Genomic DNA, 17,033 nt, shown 5'->3' with positions numbered 1-17,033 from the left:
AAAGTAACCACCTCTTTGCCCTCATTTGAGGCAGGAGAGGGCACTAGCCCAATTTTTCCCCAATGGCCCGGCCGTAGTCCTGGCAGGCCTTGGTTCCCTCCTCGGTGCCGACCACCTTTTCGGTGATCAAAAAGTGTCCCAGGTCGGTCATATTCATGCCGTAGACATTTTCCATGGTGTCAAAAATGATTTGAGCGGCGTCCCCGGAATGGGTATAGGATCCAAAGGCCCCGCCGATCTTTCCTTCCAGTCCGGCTTCCTTGGCCAGGAACAGAAACTGCTTCATGCTCTGGGTCATGTCCCGGTGATAGGTGGGGCACCCAAAGATATAGGCGTCGTAGCCCTGGATGTCCTGTGGCTTTTTGATCTCGGCAACCTTTTTCAGGTCGGCCTGGTTGCCGGTCATGCGCAGGCCTTCGGCAATATATTCGGCCATGGTCTGGGTATTCCCCGTGCGGCTGACGTACGCGATGAGTGCCTTCATGCTCGTATCTCCTTGGTTGTTCGGGTTGTGCGGCGTGGCCCTCATCTGGCAGGGAACCGCCGCGAAGAACGCTCCATTTCAATTCAGGTTACGTGCTCCACTTTAGGTTGTCAATGGGAATGATTATCAATTCAGTCAGCATTGACTTCCGAAAGGTTGGCATAGAAGTCCAGGACTTCCGGATTGCTCAAGGCATCCTTGTTGGTTATCGGCTGGCCCAGGATGGCCTTGCGCACCGCCACTTCCACCTTTTTCATGTTCAGGGTGTAGGGAATGTCCGGGACCTCGATGATTTTGGCCGGCACATGCCGCGGGGAGGCGTTCTCCTTCAGGGTGGTCCGGATGCGCTGCTTGAGCTGGTCTGTCAGCTCATACCCGGGCTTGAGCTTGACGAACAGGACCACTCGGACATCGTCCTTCCAGGGCTGGCCGATAACCACGGAGTCGGCGATCTCCTCCAGCTGCTCCACCTGGCGATAGATCTCGGCAGTTCCGATGCGCACGCCGCCGGGGTTGAGGGTGGCGTCTGAGCGGCCATAGATGATCACCCCTCCCCGGTCGTTGATCTCGATGAAATCTCCGTGCCGCCACACTCCGGGATAGACGTCAAAGTAGGCGTCATGGTACTTGCTCCCGTCTTCATCGTCCCAGAAATACAGGGGCATGGACGGAAAGGGGGCGGTGCAGACCAGCTCTCCCTTCTGGTTGAAGACCGGATTCCCCTCTGGATCATACGCTTCCACCTTCATCCCCAGGCCCCGGCATTGCAGCTCCCCGGCATAGACCGGGCCCATGGGATTGCCCAGGAAGAAGCAGCCGTTGAGGTCTGTGCCTCCGGAAATGGAGGCCAGCTGCAGATCGGCCTTGATGGCCTGATAGACGAAGTCGAAGCCTTCGATGGGCAGTGGGGATCCGGTGGACATCAGGGTGCGCAAAGGGGTCAGATCGTAGCTTTCCCCGGGGCGCAGTCCGGTCTTTTCCAGGGCGGTCAGGTATCCGGCGCTGGTCCCGAAGGCGGTGATCCCGGTGTCCTGGGCCATCTTGCACAAGACTCCGGGGTCCGGGCTGAAGGGATGGCCGTCATAGAGCACGATGGTGCAGCCGCTGGCCAGTCCGCTGACCAGCCAGTTCCACATCATCCAGCCGCAGGTTGTGAAGTAGAACAAGACGTCGTCGCGGGTAATATCCGTGTGCAGGACATGCTCCTTCCTCTGCTGGAGCAGGACCCCGCCCGCGCCCTGGACCATGCATTTGGGCAGCCCGGTGGTTCCGGAGGAATACATAATGTACAGGGGGTGATCAAAAGGCAGCTGCCTGAACTCGATCTCTTCGGCCCGGTGGTCCACAAAGTCCTGGAGCAGAACCGCCCTGGGTATGGTGCTGATGTCCGGCCGGTCCTGCAGAAAGGGAACCACCACCACCTGCTGCACCGAGGGGAGCTCTTCCATTATCCCGGCCACCCGCTCCAGGCGATCGATGTTTTTGCCCTTGAACACGTACCCGTCCGCGGCGAACAAGACCTTGGGCTGGATTTGGCCAAAGCGGTCCAGGACCCCCTTGATGCCAAAGTCCGGGGAACAGGAGGACCATATGGCCCCCAGGCTGGTGGCGGCCAGCATGGCGATCACTGTTTCCGGCATATTGGGCATAAAACCCACCACCCGGTCTTCAGGCTGGACCCCCATGTCTTTGAGGGCTTTGGCTACCTGGGCCACACGGGCATAGAGCTGGGCGTAGCTCAGCTGTACAGGTTCCGAGCCTTCGCTTTGAAAGATGATTGCGGTGTGTTCGTCCCGGTAGCGGAGCAGGTTCTGGGCGAAGTTGAGCTTGGCTCCGGAAAACCATGTGGCTCCGGGCATTTTGGTCACGTCGTCGATGACCTGGGTGGCGGGCTCAGAGGCCTGGATATCCAGAAAATCCCATAGGCTGGCCCAAAACTGGGGAATGTTCTGCACAGACCACGCGTAGAGCTCTGGATAGGAGGAAAAAGACTGACCATATTCAGTGTTGACTTTGGTCATGAACCTGTACATCTGGGTCTGTTTGATCCGTTCCGGGCTTGGTTCCCAGAGCTTTTTGGTCATACGTACCTCCTCATAACGGGTTGGACCTCGGGTAATGTCTCCTTGTTCAACGCCGGGCCACGGCGATCGGGCCGCTGCACGCCTGATGCTTACTTTTGGGCAAGGGTCTGCAAGAAGTCCTGCAGACAGCGGTTGCAGGCCTCAGGCTGCTCCCACATGACCATGTGCCCGGCCCGGGGAATAACCTCCAGTCTGGATTCGGGGATATGCTCATGCAGGTATTGGGCGTACTTCACCGGGGTCAGCCGGTCCTGTTCACCGCACACGATCAATGCCGGAAGGGCAATATCCTCCATCCTGTCCAGGATATCGAATCGGTCGCAGGCCACAAAATCCCCATAGCGGACCTCTGGGGCGGTCAGGGCGAACTCCTTTTCCGCTTTTTGCTTGATTGCGGGGGAAGTGCCCGGGGCGTAGGCATAGTCGGCAAAAGATGCCCCCTGACGGGCCCTGCTCAGGACCTTTGGAGCGACCCGGAGCTTGGCTCCGGTGCCGACCAGGATCACGCCTGTGAAGAGCTCAGGAAAGCTCAGGGCGGCCATCATGGCCACAGCCCCGCCCAGAGAGTGACCAGCCAGTACACAGGAGGAAAACCCCATGCTGAGGACAAAGTCCCGGACCCAGGAGGCATAGTCGGCAACAGACTGGGCTCCGCTTCCCTGGGAGCGGGCATGTCCCGGGAGATCGAGCGCCGTGTGCACATAGCCGGGTACCTCAAAGGCGAGCTGATTGGACCAGATGTGGGCTGATCCTCCCGAGCCATGGATAAAGAGCACGGGGGTTTTCCCATCCGAAACAGATGAGGAGGTCTGGTAATAAAGCGTGCGACCCCGAACCTGACATGTGGGCATACAATCTCCTCATGGACGGGCTGCGGGTTAGCGGATCCCCAGCATTTCCCTGGCTTCATCCGGGCTTGCCGCTTGGTTGCCGTAGGCCTCGACGATTGCCCGGACCTGGGCGACCAGATCGGCGTTGGAGCCGGCCAGCACCCCCCGGCGGAGGTAGAGGTTGTCTTCCATGCCCACCCGGATGTGCCCGCCGGTGATCATGGACAGGGTGGTCATGGGCAGTGAACCGCGGCCGATGCCGATGGTGGACCAGGTGGCCTGGTCTGGCAGATGGTCCAGGAAATGGAGATAGGCCTTGGCAGTGGCCGGTGCTCCCCATGGAGTGCCCAGGACGAACTGAAAATGCAAGGGGTCGTGGAGAAATCCATCCTGACGCAGCTTTTTGCAGGTCATGATCATGCCCAGGTCAAAGACTTCCAGCTCCGGCTTGACCTGGTATTCCCGCATTCTAACGGCCGCTTCCTGCAGGAAGTCTATGGGGTTGGCAAAGACCCCGCTGCCCAGATTGATGGATCCCGCGTCGAAGGAGGCCAGTTCCGGACGCAGCTGTAAAGGGGCCAGCCGCTCATCAATGGGCAGATTGCGGCCCGGGATGCCGCTGGTTGTCAGGCAAAGGACCAGGTCGGTCTGTTCCCGCAGGGGCTCGACGACCCGTTTGTATTGGTCCAAATCCTGGGTTCCCAGGCCGGTCTCCGGGTCCCGGACATGGATGTGGGCCACGGCCGCTCCCGCCTTCCAGGCCTCAACAGCCGACCGGGTGATCTCCTCGGCCGTGATCGGTATATACGGTGCCTTGTCCCTCATGATCCGGCTGCCGGTCAAGGCGGCGGTGATAATGATCTTGGACATATGCTCCTTCCTCTCGCGGTCTGCCGCTTTGGATGGGTGATCTTGACTCAGAGAGCTCCTTCCTCCTGCAGTTCGGCGCTGATCTCACCGATCACCCGGTCCAGGATGTCCACCATCTCTGCAATCTGATCCCGGGTGATGATAAAGGGCGGGGCCAGCAGGATATGATCCCCGTGTACCCCGTCCGCTCCTCCGGACCCCGGATAGACGATGAGCTCGTGGGCAAAGGCCCGCTCGGTGATCCGGGCGTGTATCTTCTGCCCCGGGGCAAAAGGGGCCTTGGTCTGTTTGTCCCGGACGAACTCCACCCCGGCGAACAGCCCGAGGCCTCGAATGTCGCCGACAATAGGGTGGGAGGACAGGCCCTGCAAGGCATCCAGGAGGACCTGTCCCATCTCTGCGGAGCGCTGGATGAGCCCCTCCTCCTGGATGGTGTCCAGAACCGCCAGGCCAATGGCGCAGGACAGGGGGTTCTGGCTGTAGGTGTGCCCATGGACGAAGGCTCCGCTGCCTTCCTGGATGGTCCTGTGGATCTCTTCCGAGGCGATAACGCAGAACAGCGGGGTGTAGCCGCTGGCCAGCCCCTTGGCGCAGACCAACAGATCCGGGGCGACCCCCCAGTGATCGATCCCGAAGTTGCGGCCGGTGCGTCCGACTCCGGTCATGACCTCGTCCACAATGAGCAGGACGTCGTATGCATCGCAGATTTCCCGGACCCGCTGGAAGTAGCCGTCCCGGGGGACCACCGCCCCGGCTGTGGCTCCGACCACCGGTTCGGCGATAAAGGCCGAGACCGAGTCCGGGCCTTCATACAGGATGGCCTTTTCCAGCTCCTCGGCGCATTCCAAACCACAGGCGTCCGGGGTGCGTCCGAACGGACAGCGGTAGCAGTAGGCCGGGCCGATGTGCGGGGTATGCTGGATAAGGGGTTGATAGTACTTGCGCCGGCCGGTATGTCCGCTCAGGGCCAAGGCGCCCAGGGTGTTGCCGTGGTAGCTGGACCACCTGGAAATGACCTTGTATTTGCCCCCCCGCCCCCGGTCCACCTGGTACTGCCTGGCCATCTTGATTGAGGTTTCAATGGCCTCTGATCCGCCGGAGAGGAAGTAGACCCGGTTCAGGCCCTCCGGGGCCATGCCCGCCAGTCTGGCCGCAAGCTCCCTGGCTGCCCTGGTGGTGAACTGGGAACCGTGGGTGAAGGCCACCTTGTCGGCCTGTTCCAGCATGGCCTCCCTGACCTTGTGCGACCCGTGGCCGATGGAGACCACCACCGCGCCGCCACACCCGTCAATGTACCGCTTGCCCTGGGTATCGATGATATAGATGCCTTCTCCGCGGTCCGCCTGTGGATAGTATTTGGTCGGGTTGCGGTAAAAGACATGGTCATTGGGATCGTGATGGCTGCACATAGTCTTCCTCGTCTTCCGGGGTTGAGGTTGGGTAAACGGATCAAGAGCCGGTCGGAGACAGGGCCGGTTCCTGTTTCCTTCTGCGGCTTAACTGGAGAGCCAGGACCAGAATGAACAGGGGGATGCCGATGCTGTCGGTGGCCAGTCCGGGCTTGATCATCAACAGGGCCACGATCAGGAGCATGAGTGTCTCGTACCAGGTGGACGGTACCAGCATGCAGGCCTGAACTCCGGCGGCCAGGCAGTAGATGCCCAGGAAGGCGGTCAGGCAGGCCAGGATGATCTTCAGCGGATGGCCGATGAGTAGAAGCTCCGGGGCGTACACAAACATAAAGGGGATGATGAACCCGGCGATTCCCAGCTGAAAGGCCCGGACCCCGGTCTTCATCGGGTCTGATCCGGCCACTCCGGAGCCGGCATAGGCGGCCAGGGCCACCGGAGGGGTAATGTCCGCCCTGGTCCCGAAGTAGAGGACAAAGAGATGGGCGGCTATGGGCACCACTCCCATCTGCGACAGGGCCGGGGCCACCAGGGAGGAGATGATCACGTACTGGGCGGTGGTGGGCACGCCCATGCCCAAAAAGATGCAGGCCAGCATGGTGAAGGGCAGGGCCAGGGCCAGATAGCCCATGGAGGCGTCCACAACCAGGGAGGAGAAACGGATGCCCAGGCCGGACATGGTGATGGAGCCGATGATAATTCCGGCCGCGGCGCAGGCGGCCGCGACCTCGGCCGTGCCCAGGGCCCCTTCCTTGAGCCCGGCCAGGACGGACAGTCCGAATTCCTTGAGAGATTCCCTGCGCACCACGCACATGATCAAGGAGGAAACCACGGTTGCGACAATGGCCCAGAACACCGCCCGTTCCGGAGAGTAGTTGTGCATCAGAAAGTAGACCAGAAGGACGATGGAGAAGATATGGTGCCATCCCCGGGACAGTGCCCCCCGCACCGTGGGCAGTTCGGATCTGGGGATGCCGGACAGACCCAGGGCCGTGGCCCGGAAATGGACCTGGAGAAAGGTGGCGGCGAAGGCCAGGAAGGCTGGTATCAGGGCGGCTATGCATACCTTGTAGTAGGGGATGGACAAGAACTCGGCCATGATGAAGGCGGCGGCTCCCATGATCGGGGGCATGATCTGGCCCATGGTCGAGGAGCAGGCCTCAACCCCGGCGGCGAACTCACCTGAATAGCCGGTCCGCTTCATCAGGGGGATGGTGAAGGATCCGGTGGTTACGGTGTTGGCCACCGAGCTGCCGGAGATCATGCCGAAGAAGGTACTGGAGGCCACGGCCGCCTTGGCCGGCCCTCCCCGGGCCCATCCGGTGAGGGCGAAGGCGATGTCGGTGAAGAACTGTCCGGCCCCGGTCTTGCGGAGCAGGGCCCCGTAGAGGATAAACAAGAGGATGAAGTTGGCCGAGACCCCGATGGGGACGCCGAAGATGCCGTCAGTGGACAGGGACAGATAGGTGGACAGGCGGTCGACCCCGTATCCCTTGTGGGCCAGGATGGCGGGCAGATGCGGTCCAAACAGGACATAGAAGAGAAAGACGGCGGCGATGGAGGTGACCGCCATGCCTGTGGCCCGCCTGGCCGCCTCCAGGACCAGGAGGACCAGGGCGGAGGCCAGAACCACGTCCAGCAGGGGATAGATCCCGGCCCGACGCATGATTTCCGTGGAATTGAAAAATATCCACAGACAGATCCCGCAGGAGATGGCCATGAACAGCCAATCAAATACGGACAGTCTGCCTTGGGGAGAGATCCTTCTGGAAAACGGGTAGCGGGCAAAGATGATCATGGACATGAAGAACCAGTGCAGTGCCCGATGGTCCAGAGCGAAATATGGATGAAAATAGGCGTAGTACAGGTGATAGACCGAGGCGGCGATGGCCACCATGGTCAGGACCAGACCGGAGAGGCCGGTAAAGTTTCGGGATTTTTCAAAGACCGAGAGCACCTGGTTGATCTTATCCGGGGAGCCGTTGCCGGCGCTTTGCGGATCGGACGCAGGCTGCAGGGGGCTCTGACTGTGCTCTTCACTCATGTCTGGGTTCTCCTCTTGGTCTGAGCCGTATCCACAGACTGGTTCCCCCGGGTGCGAGATCGCGGAGGGCAATGGATCGATTGCCTATGTGCAGGGCGTGATCCGCCACCCGGCCCACCCGGAGAAAGAAGGGATCCATGTCCCGATGCATGCGGACCGCAGTCCATTCCCGGGAGGTGTCTATGTCGCTTTGGGCATGAAAGGCCAAGCCTGCCCCATACCAGGCAAACCGTTCTTCCACCAGCACGATGCCCCCCTGGGCTGTGGCCTTGAATCTGGCCGCAACCGGGGTGTGGTCGGATGAATGGATGTAGTGCAGGACGAATTCCTGGTCCGGCTGCATGGGGTAGGAGGCCAGGATCGTGTTCTGACCGCGGTGGACCAGTTCCAGCCGGAACTCCTGGCCGGCAGCTGAACCGGGAAGTAGAGTTCCGTACACACAGACCACCAGGCACACTAAGACCGGTGCTCTCCTTCGACATGCCGTCCACAGCATGGAAAACATCCTCTCATATCCGGCAGGGCAGGCCTACCCTGCCGGATTGGTCTGCCGGTTTATGAGGCTTTTAAGGCTGGGCGCCCTGTTCTTTGAAGTATCGAGCTGACCCTGGGTGGAGATCCAAGGGGCTGTTGACCGCATTCTGGGGCGTAAGCTGCTTGGCAATGGGATGGATATCCACCAGGGCGTGCTTGCCCTGATCCACATTTTCAAAGATGGCCTTGGTCACTCTATAGGCCAGATCTTCCTGCATGTCCTTGTTGGCCACCATGACGTTGGAATCGCCGATGCACAGGACGTCTTCGCTCACGTCATCATATGTTCCGCCCGGGATGGTGGTCTTCAGGTAGTAGGGATACTTTTCAACGATTGTGTCGGCCAGGTCCTCGCCGACTGGAACCAGGGCGATGTCCCGGGTTGCAGCCAGGTCCATGACCGCTGAAGCCGGGTAGGCAAAGTTGAAAAAGCAGGCGTCGACAATGCCGTCCTTGAGGGCCTGCACTGATTCGGACTGAGACAGGTGGGCGATCTCCAGGTCTTTTTTCAGGTCATACCCGTACTCGCGGAGGATGACCTTGGCCATGGTCGAACACCCGCTGCCGGGCACGTCGATGGATACCTTCTTGCCTTTCAGGTCGGCCAGGGAGGTGATCCCCGAATCGGTGGTAGTCACGATGTGTTCCGGTGCCGGGTACATCTGGAACAGAGCGACCAGGGGATAGGAGTCCTGAAACGGGTCCTGGCCGTGGACCGCCTTATAGGCCACGCTGCCCATGACCATGCCCATATCCGTGTCTCCCAGCCCGACCAGGCGGCTGTTTTCCACGGAGGCGCCGGTGGACTCGGCCGCACAGCGGATACCGTCCACAGTCTTTTGGATGACCACGGACATGCCCCCGCCGAGAGGGTAATACACCCCTCCAGGGCTGCCAGTGCCCATGGTCAAAAAGGTGGTTCCAGCCCAGGCCAGGCCGGAGGCCAAAACCAGTGCCAGTCCAGCGATCAGGGGCGTGCACAGAAAACGTTTGCTCATAGCATCCTCCTGCAGGTTTGGGGTCCAGGCGCAAAGCGCCTTACAAGGCCTCGTCGCGAGAATAGGTATCAAAGTCCTCAAATGCTGATTCCATCTGCTCCAGGGCGTGCAGGGCACTGTTCCCGGTTTGCAGAGCCACCGCGGCCAAAAGGGCGTTTATCAGACTCATGGCCGCGGTATAGGATTCAAAAAAACTGGGCACGGCGGTGGAGACGATAAGAGGCGTATCGGCCAGGTGAGCCAGGGGCGAGAGCATGCTGTCGGTCAGGCCCACAACCTTTGTCCCCTTGGATTTCAGTTTTCCGGTCAAATCGATGGTGGTCTGGGTATAGCGGCGGAAGCTGATGCTGATCAGAACATCGTCCGGACCGGCCCCGATGGCCTGCTCCGGCAGGTCGCACACGTCCGGCTTCAACAGCCTGGATGTGGAGGAAAAAAAACGCAGGGTGAAAAAGAGGTAGAAGGCCAGGGCATAGCTGGAACGAAGGCCCAGGATGTATACGGTGTTCGCCTGAGTGATGGCCCGGACCGCTTCCTGAAAGGTCTCTTCGGTCAGGGAGGAGCTGATTTCCCGGATGTTGTCCATGTCCGTAGAGAGGACTGTGGAGAGGACGGAGCCCTGCAGTCTGTCCGGTGAGTCGGCCAGGCGGCGGGTGGTGCTGAAGTCGGTAAACGCCTCTCGGGCCAAGGCGTCCTTGAATGCATTGAATCGGGAGAAGCCCAAGAAGTGGATGAATCTGGACACTGTTGCCTCCGAGGTCCCCACCTGCGCAGCCAGCTGGGCCTGGGTAGAGACCAGGACATCGTTGGCGTGATGAAGGATATGCCTGGCTATTTTGCGTTGACTGGGGGTCAATCCCGGAAAACGTTCGGCCAGGATGGTGGAGAGCGTGCCCATATCAATGAACCTCAACCGGGGGAGTCTCAATCCTCAATACGAAGGGCTGGTGTTTCAATTGGTTAGGCTCAGGACCGTTGAGACCAAGTGAAAGAAAATTTTCATTAAATGTATAATTTGCAAATTTTATTGCATGAGGGATGAAAATTGTCAACCCAATGCTCCCTTTTTAAGGAAAGAGAATTCCCCTCCTGAGCTGTGGCAAGGAGTTCTGAACCTTTACCCCGGCCTGGATTTGTGAAATTAAGAACTTTGACCAGTGGGGCGCAGGTGGTGTTGAGGGCGTCATGCAAACTATCCAGGTCAAGAGGCAGGTATTGCAGGATGTTAAATGGTAAATCCGTTGAGTTGTTTTGTGAAGGTGTGAACTCGAGCGCTTAGGGAGATGTTCCAGGTCAGAGAGGGCAATAAAAATCTACAAATCTATTGACACAGAGGTGCTGATATGTAAAAACTTTCCAAAATACAAAAAAAGGCATGCATTTCATGTTATGCATTGTTATAATGCATAGTGTGTATGCTGTTTTGCATATGGCATAAGAAAAACAAAAGGAGGGATTATGTCATCTCAGGAAAGGCATTACGAATCGCACTGGCAGGAGGAAGAATACTATTATCAGAATCCTGAATTTATTGGCCAGGCCAATATTACTGATCCAGGCATATTCGACCGGATGAGCCTGGATAACTTTCCAGAATGCTATAAGGAGTTTGCCGATCTCTTGGATTGGGACCAGTATTGGCACACAACACTGGATACAAGTGATGCCCCATGCTGGAAATGGTTTGTGGGTGGAAGGCTGAACGCATGTTACAACTGTGTGGACAGACATCTGGACAGCTATAAAAATAAAACCGCCATACATTTTGTCCCTGAGCTGGAAGAAGAGCCGGTTCAGAATATCACCTATCAGGAGCTGTATCGCCGGGTGAATGAAACTGCAATCATGCTTCGCGACTTCTGCGGGCTCAAGGCCGGAGACAGGGTGACCCTGTATCTGCCCATGACCCCGGAGTTGCCCATTACCATGCTGGCTTGCGCCAGGTTGGGCATCATTCACTGCCAGGTCTTTGCCGGATTCAGCGGAAAAGCCTGTGGAGACAGGATCTGGGATTCGGAAAGCGAGGTCCTGATCACCATGGACGCCTATTACCGCAGCGGCAAGCTCTTAAACCACAAGGCCAATGCCGATGAGGCGGTCAAGGCGGCCGAAGAGCAGGGGCAGAAAGTGAACAAGGTTCTGGTCTGGAGACGCTATCCCGGGACCTATTCGTCCTCCGCACCAGTGGTCGAGGGCCGGGACTACTTTGTGGACCAGCTCCTTGAAAAGTATAAGCGGCAGGAGATTGCCCCGGCCTCCATGCCTGCGGAAGACATTCTGTTTCTGATGTACACCAGCGGCTCCACCGGCAAGCCCAAGGGATGCCAGCACAGCATAGGCGGCTATCTTTCCTATGTGGCCTGGATGTCCAAGTATGTTCAGGACATCCATCCCGAGGACGTGTACTGGTGCATGGCTGATATCGGCTGGATCACCGGCCATTCCTTCATTGTCTACGGCCCGTTGGCTGTGGCGGCCAGTACCGTGGTCTACGAAGGCGTGCCCACGTACCCCGACGCCGGCCGGTGCTGGCGCATAGCAGAAGAACTCGACGTGGACATCTTCCACACCTCGCCCACAGCTATTCGCGCCCTGCGCAAGGTGGGCGGGGATGAGCCGGCCAAGTACAATTACAGCTTTAAGCATATGACCACCGTGGGCGAGCCCATCGAGCCGGAAGTGTGGCGCTGGTACTACGAGGTTGTGGGCAAGGGCAAGGCGGTGATCGTGGACACCTGGTGGCAGACCGAGACCGGCGGCTTCCTGTGCAGCACCCTGCCCGGGATCCAGCCTATGAAGCCGGGAAGTGCCGGGACTGGGCTGCCCGGCATCCATCCGGTGATACTCGACGACGAGGGCAACGAGATCCAGCCCGGAGAAGGCAAGGCCGGGAACCTGTGCATTAAAAACCCCTGGCCCGGGGCCTTCCAGACCATTTGGAAGAACAAGGAGCGGTATATAGACAGCTACTACGGCAAGTACTGCCGTGACAAGAACAGCACGGACTGGAGGGACTGGCCCTATATGGCCGGGGATGCGGCGGTGATGTCTGCAGACGGCTACGTGCGCATCCTGGGCCGGATCGACGACGTGATCAATGTCTCGGGCCACCGTCTGGGAACAAAGGAGATCGAGTCCGCGGCCTTGGCGGCGGAAGAAGTGGCCGAGGCCGCAGTGGTTGCCGTGACCGATGAGATAAAAGGTGCGGTGCCGGAGCTGTACGTCTCGCTGAAGCCGGACTATGACCCAAGCGACGATCTGGCCAAGAAGGTCTCGGACGCTGTTGCCGATGTCCTGGGCAAAATAGCCAAGCCCTCCAATGTGTATATCGTTCCGGATATGCCCAAGACCAGATCCGGAAAGATCATGCGCAGGGTTTTGGCCTCAATCTCCTCCAACAAGGACGTGGGAGATGTGAGCACCCTGGCCAATCCTCAGGTGGTGGAAGAAATCCGGCGCCAGGTTCAATCAGGGTAAAGACCTCCCGGCCGGCGGGCCTTAAAGCCCGCCGGCCGGGGAATTGTTATTCAAAATGCGATTTGGCCTGGGAAAATGCGTCTTTGAGATGAGTCCAGGCCTGATCGACTCCCTTGCGCAAGTCCTCCCAGGCATCCTCGCTTGAGTCCCGCATCTTGTTCAGCTGCTCGCGGATCTCGTCCCGTTTGGCCCTGAACCTCTCCACCTGAGCCTCGTATTCCCGTCTGGAATCCATCTGAGCCAGCTTGCCCTGGACCTGCAGCTGATCAAGGGTGCTGTTCAGCTCGTCCAGCTTTTCTTTCAGGTCCTGAATATATTCTTCTCTGCTGCGCATGGGCATGTTTCAACTCCCGGTTGCGGTTTTGGGTAAAATATACCTTATGCGAAAAGGCCGGGAAGTTGTCAAGAAGACTCGACCCCCGCATCCGCTTCTGCTATACATGAGATGGGAATATGCGTGTTCGCCGGTTCAGACAGCTGAGAAGCCAAATCCACCATCCTCGTATGGGGCGAGCCCCTTCGGGGCTGGGAGAAGGAGCCCAAAGAGATGAGGACACAAGAGGATAATATTTGCTGGCTGGGTACAACCGGAATGGACGATGTGGGCCGGGTGGGAGGCAAGAATGCAGCCCTGGGGGCCATGATCCAGGAGCTGAAGGGAGAGGGGATCCTGGTTCCGGAAGGGTTTGCCACCACGGCCGACATGTACTGGCAGGTCATCCGGGCCAATGGGCTGGATCACACAGTCGCTCAAGGCATTTCCCAGCTGCGGGACGGAACACAGTCCCTGTCCGCAGTCGGACGGGAGATCCGGACCCGTTTTCTCCAGTTCAGCTGGCCGGAGGAGATCGCTGCGGACATAACCGAGGCCTACAGGCAGTTAAGCGCCCTGTACGAGACCCAGGCCGTGGATGTGGCCGTGCGCAGCAGCGCCACCGCAGAAGATCTTCCCGAGGCCTCATTCGCCGGACAGCAGGAGACCTTTCTGAACATCAGCGGTGAGAGTCAGCTCCTGGAGGCCATCCGCAAGTGCTTTGCCTCCCTGTTCACTGACCGGGCCATCAGCTATCGGGAGGAACGAGGCTTTGACCACCTGCAGGTGGCCCTGTCCGCCGGGGTGCAGAAAATGGTCCGTTCCGACCTGTCCGGGTCCGGGGTTATGTTTTCCATAGATACCGAGACCGGTTTCCCGCATACCGTGATCATCAATGCCGCCTGGGGGCTGGGGGAGAACGTGGTCCAGGGGACGGTCACCCCGGATGAATACCGCGTTTTCAAGCCCCTGCTCTCAGACCCCGGATGCCGGCCCATAGTGGAGAAGAACCTGGGGGCCAAGGAACAGAAGATGGTCTACGCTCACGGGGGGACGAAATCGATCAAGAATGTACTGACTACAGCGGAGGAAAAGCAGTCCTTTGTCCTGTCCGATGACGAGATCCTGCAGCTGGCCAGATGGGCCAAGGCCATTGAGGACCATTACGGCCGGCCCATGGATATGGAATGGGCCAAAGACGGGCAGAGCAAGGAGATCTTTATGGTCCAGGCCAGGCCGGAGACCGTGCAGTCCAGACGGGGAGCGGCCAGCCTGAAGCACTACCGTCTCAAAGAGCGGGGGGAGCCCATTGTCGCCGGACTGAGCATCGGGGATGCCATTGCCTCCGGGAGGGTGTGCCGGATCGCCTCGGCCGCGGATATCGAACGCTTTGAAGACGACTCCATTCTGGTCACGGAGATGACCGACCCGGATTGGGTCCCGATCATGAAGAAGGCAGCGGGCATCGTCACCGACCACGGAGGACGGACCTGTCACGCGGCCATCGTCAGCAGGGAGCTGGGTATTCCGGCCATCGTGGGCACCGGGAGCGGAACCCAGGTCTTGCAGCCAGGGGACGAGGTGACCATGTCCTGCGCCGAAGGGGAGGAGGGTGTGGTCTACCGAGGCATTCTGGACTATGAAATCAGCGAGGTCAGTCTGGACGACATCCCGGAAACAGCCACCCAGATCATGATGAATATCGCCAGCCCAACAGCCGCCTATCGCTGGTGGCGGCTGCCCTGCCACGGGATCGGCCTGGCCAGGATGGAGTTTATCATCAACAATGTGATCAAGATCCACCCCATGGCCCTGCTCCGCTTTGACCAGCTTGAGGACCGAACGGCCAGGGCGAACATCGAAATGCTCACCTATAGGTATGCGGACAAGGCAGAGTATTTTGTGGACAATCTGGCCATGGGCATCGCCAAGATCGCCGCTTCCCAGTATCCCTATCCGGTCATCGTGCGCATGAGCGACTTCAAGACCAATGAATACGCCAACCTGATCGGGGGACGGGCCTTTGAGCCCCATGAGAGCAACCCCATGATCGGGTTTCGGGGGGCCTCCCGGTACTATTCAAAGGAGTACCGGGAGGGCTTTGCCCTGGAATGCCGGGCTGTGAAGCGGGTCAGAGAGGAGATAGGTCTGAGCAACGTGGTGGTCATGATCCCCTTCTGCCGTACCCTGGCCGAAGCGGACAAGGTCCTGGAGGTCATGGCCGGGAATGGGCTTTCCCGGGGGGAAAACGGGCTGGAGATCTATGTCATGTGCGAGATCCCATCCAATGTCCTCCTGGCCGAGGAGTTCGCCCGCCGATTCGACGGCTTTTCCATCGGTTCCAACGATCTCACCCAGCTCATTCTGGGCGTGGACAGGGACTCTGGACAGCTCAAGCACCTGTTCAACGAGCAGGACGAGGCCGTCAAACGGAGCATCAGCGCCCTGCTGCAGACCGTAAAAGCCAAGGCCCCGGGGTGCAAGGTGGGCATCTGCGGCCAGGCCCCGAGCGACTATCCGGAATTTGCCGCCTTCCTGGTCCGGGAAGGGATCGACTCCATCTCCCTGAACCCGGACAGCGTGCTTCCTGTTATGCAGCGGGTGGCGGCCATAGAGAAGGAGATGGGCCACAGCCCGGGGAGATAGGGTTCTTCGACGTAGTCTGTGGATTTTTGGAGTTTGCCATCTCTTCTGTGTGCCCACTTTCGCCCCGGTATTTTCTAAGCCCCGCCAAAGGGGGATCCCTGCCCCCTCCAGGCACTCACATGATGGACATTGCCTTCAGATGGACTGAGCATATCATGCATGTGAGTGCCTGGTTTCCCCCTTTTGGCGGGACCAAGAAAATGTGCGGGCCTGTCGCTTACGGCACACAGAAGAAACGGCAAACTCTTATGTATGCAATTCCACCTTCTGTGTCGAAGAGCCGGGGAGATAGAGTCCAGGATGCCGGGCGGTGAAATGCAGCTTGACAGGGAGGCCGGGACAAGACACAAGGGCCAGTGGTCGCCGGCGTCTCGGAAAGAGACCCCTTCGGCCTGAGACGAGCGATATCCGCTCATATCCTATCCTTATTAGAAAGCAGGGGTGTTCATGCGAACATTCTTCTTGCCCCAGCAGGGAAAAGCCGGGGTGCTGACCATTGCCCATCGAGGGGCCCGCTCCATGGCCCCGGAAAACACCTTGCAAGCTATCAGAAAGGCCCACGCCGTGGGAGCTGACATGTGCGAGGTGGATGTCCGGCTCACAGCGGATGACGTGCCGGTGCTGATCCATGACAAGGTCCTGGAACGGGTGAGCAATATCCGGGAAGTCCCCGATTTTCAGGGCCGCAGGTCGTGGGCGGTGGGCAGCTTGACTTTGGAGGAGCTCATGCGCCTGGACTGCGGCTCCTGGTTCCTGGCCCAGGATCCTTTCCGCTGCATCCGCGGGGGGAAGATCCCTGCGCAAGAGATGGAAAGCTACAAGGGCCTGCACCTGGCCACCTTGGAGCATGCCCTGGGGCTGATCAAGGCCAGCGGGTGGCGGATCAACCTGGAGCTCAAGGACGTGGGCCCCAAGCGGAATCAGGTCCTGGTGGACCGGGTGTGCGCATTGATCCGGGACATGGACCTGGTGGATCAGGTCCTTATTTCCTCCCTGCGCTTTGAGACCCTGGAGGCGGTTCGGGCCATGGGGCCGGAGTTCCATTTGGCCTTTGTGGACAGCATTGTCCACCCCCAAGTCATCTACCGTCTGCAGAGCATCCAGGCCACGACCTATCACCCCAAGCATACCCTGGTCCGCCCGGATCTGATCAGGGCCTGCCGGGGGGCGGAAATTGCGGTCAATGTGTGGACAGTGAACAGGCTCACGGATCTGAGGCTGCTGCAGGCCATGGGCGTGGACGGGATCATCACCGATGTCCCCCAGCGGATGCACACCCTCCGGATTGTCCCGGCTGCGGTCTAGGTTGGGGTCAGGATGCGCAGGGCAGGGATGTCCGTCCAG

At 59.3% G+C, this 17,033-nt stretch carries 13 protein-coding genes; 3 read left to right on the top strand and 10 right to left on the bottom strand.

Annotated features, from left to right (window positions below; all coding sequences use genetic code 11):
* Positions 1 to 43: 43 nt before the first annotated feature.
* The 9 genes from N902_RS0106950 to N902_RS0106910 form a co-directional block, all read right to left on the bottom strand.
* Positions 44 to 484 carry a flavodoxin domain-containing protein gene (locus N902_RS0106950; protein WP_027370349.1) on the bottom strand — a complete coding sequence of 147 codons (441 nt, stop codon included), beginning with the start codon at positions 482 to 484 and terminating at the stop codon, positions 44 to 46.
* 131 nt (positions 485 to 615) lie between these two features.
* Positions 616 to 2,568 (bottom strand): acetoacetate--CoA ligase, encoded by a 1,953-nt coding sequence (locus tag N902_RS0106945; RefSeq protein WP_027370348.1) that lies wholly within the window; start codon positions 2,566 to 2,568, stop codon positions 616 to 618.
* Between the two features lie 89 nt (positions 2,569 to 2,657).
* Positions 2,658 to 3,419, bottom strand: coding sequence for an alpha/beta fold hydrolase (locus N902_RS0106940; protein WP_027370347.1), 762 nt, complete (start codon positions 3,417 to 3,419; stop codon positions 2,658 to 2,660).
* Between the two features lie 27 nt (positions 3,420 to 3,446).
* A complete protein-coding gene (locus N902_RS0106935; protein ID WP_027370346.1) occupies positions 3,447 to 4,268 on the bottom strand; it encodes a beta-keto acid cleavage family enzyme in 822 nt (273 codons plus the stop codon).
* A 47-nt stretch (positions 4,269 to 4,315) separates the two neighbouring features.
* A complete protein-coding gene (locus tag N902_RS16840) occupies positions 4,316 to 5,677 on the bottom strand; it encodes an aspartate aminotransferase family protein (protein ID WP_034622095.1) in 1,362 nt (453 codons plus the stop codon).
* A 40-nt stretch (positions 5,678 to 5,717) separates the two neighbouring features.
* A complete protein-coding gene (locus N902_RS0106925; protein WP_027370345.1) occupies positions 5,718 to 7,721 on the bottom strand; it encodes a TRAP transporter permease in 2,004 nt (667 codons plus the stop codon).
* Entirely contained in the window at positions 7,714 to 8,160 is a 447-nt protein-coding gene (locus N902_RS0106920; protein ID WP_161635161.1) for a DUF1850 domain-containing protein, read from the bottom strand. The genes N902_RS0106925 and N902_RS0106920 overlap by 8 nt, the downstream gene beginning before the upstream one ends.
* A gap of 127 nt (positions 8,161 to 8,287) precedes the next feature.
* Complete coding sequence (locus N902_RS0106915; RefSeq protein WP_027370343.1) at positions 8,288 to 9,253, bottom strand: TAXI family TRAP transporter solute-binding subunit; 966 nt, start codon at positions 9,251 to 9,253, stop codon at positions 8,288 to 8,290.
* Positions 9,254 to 9,293: 40 nt separating this feature from the next.
* The gene (locus tag N902_RS0106910) at positions 9,294 to 10,151 is read right to left on the bottom strand and encodes a MurR/RpiR family transcriptional regulator (protein ID WP_027370342.1); all 858 of its coding nucleotides are present in this window, start codon (positions 10,149 to 10,151) and stop codon (positions 9,294 to 9,296) included.
* 560 nt (positions 10,152 to 10,711) lie between these two features.
* Between N902_RS0106910 and acs the strand changes: the two genes are divergently transcribed.
* On the top strand, positions 10,712 to 12,730 hold the full coding sequence (gene acs, locus N902_RS0106905) for an acetate--CoA ligase (protein WP_027370341.1): 2,019 nt from the start codon (positions 10,712 to 10,714) through the stop codon (positions 12,728 to 12,730).
* Positions 12,731 to 12,776: 46 nt separating this feature from the next.
* Here the strand turns inward: acs and N902_RS0106900 are convergent, their stop codons facing one another.
* Positions 12,777 to 13,070: a sll1863 family stress response protein gene (locus N902_RS0106900; protein WP_051564399.1), complete on the bottom strand. Its 294-nt coding sequence runs from the start codon at positions 13,068 to 13,070 to the stop codon at positions 12,777 to 12,779.
* Positions 13,071 to 13,277: 207 nt separating this feature from the next.
* Between N902_RS0106900 and ppsA the strand changes: the two genes are divergently transcribed.
* Together ppsA and N902_RS16830 are read left to right on the top strand one after the other, a co-directional pair.
* Positions 13,278 to 15,689: a phosphoenolpyruvate synthase gene (ppsA, locus tag N902_RS0106895; RefSeq protein ID WP_034622093.1), complete on the top strand. Its 2,412-nt coding sequence runs from the start codon at positions 13,278 to 13,280 to the stop codon at positions 15,687 to 15,689.
* A 447-nt stretch (positions 15,690 to 16,136) separates the two neighbouring features.
* Positions 16,137 to 16,994 carry a glycerophosphodiester phosphodiesterase gene (locus N902_RS16830; protein ID WP_051564398.1) on the top strand — a complete coding sequence of 286 codons (858 nt, stop codon included), beginning with the start codon at positions 16,137 to 16,139 and terminating at the stop codon, positions 16,992 to 16,994.
* The last annotated feature ends 39 nt before the right edge of the window (positions 16,995 to 17,033 follow it).

It is taken from the genome of Desulfovermiculus halophilus DSM 18834 (assembly GCF_000620765.1).
In the GTDB taxonomy this organism is placed as follows: Bacteria; Desulfobacterota; Desulfovibrionia; order Desulfovibrionales; family Desulfothermaceae; genus Desulfovermiculus; species Desulfovermiculus halophilus.
This window is presented reverse-complemented; position numbering and strand designations above follow the sequence as displayed.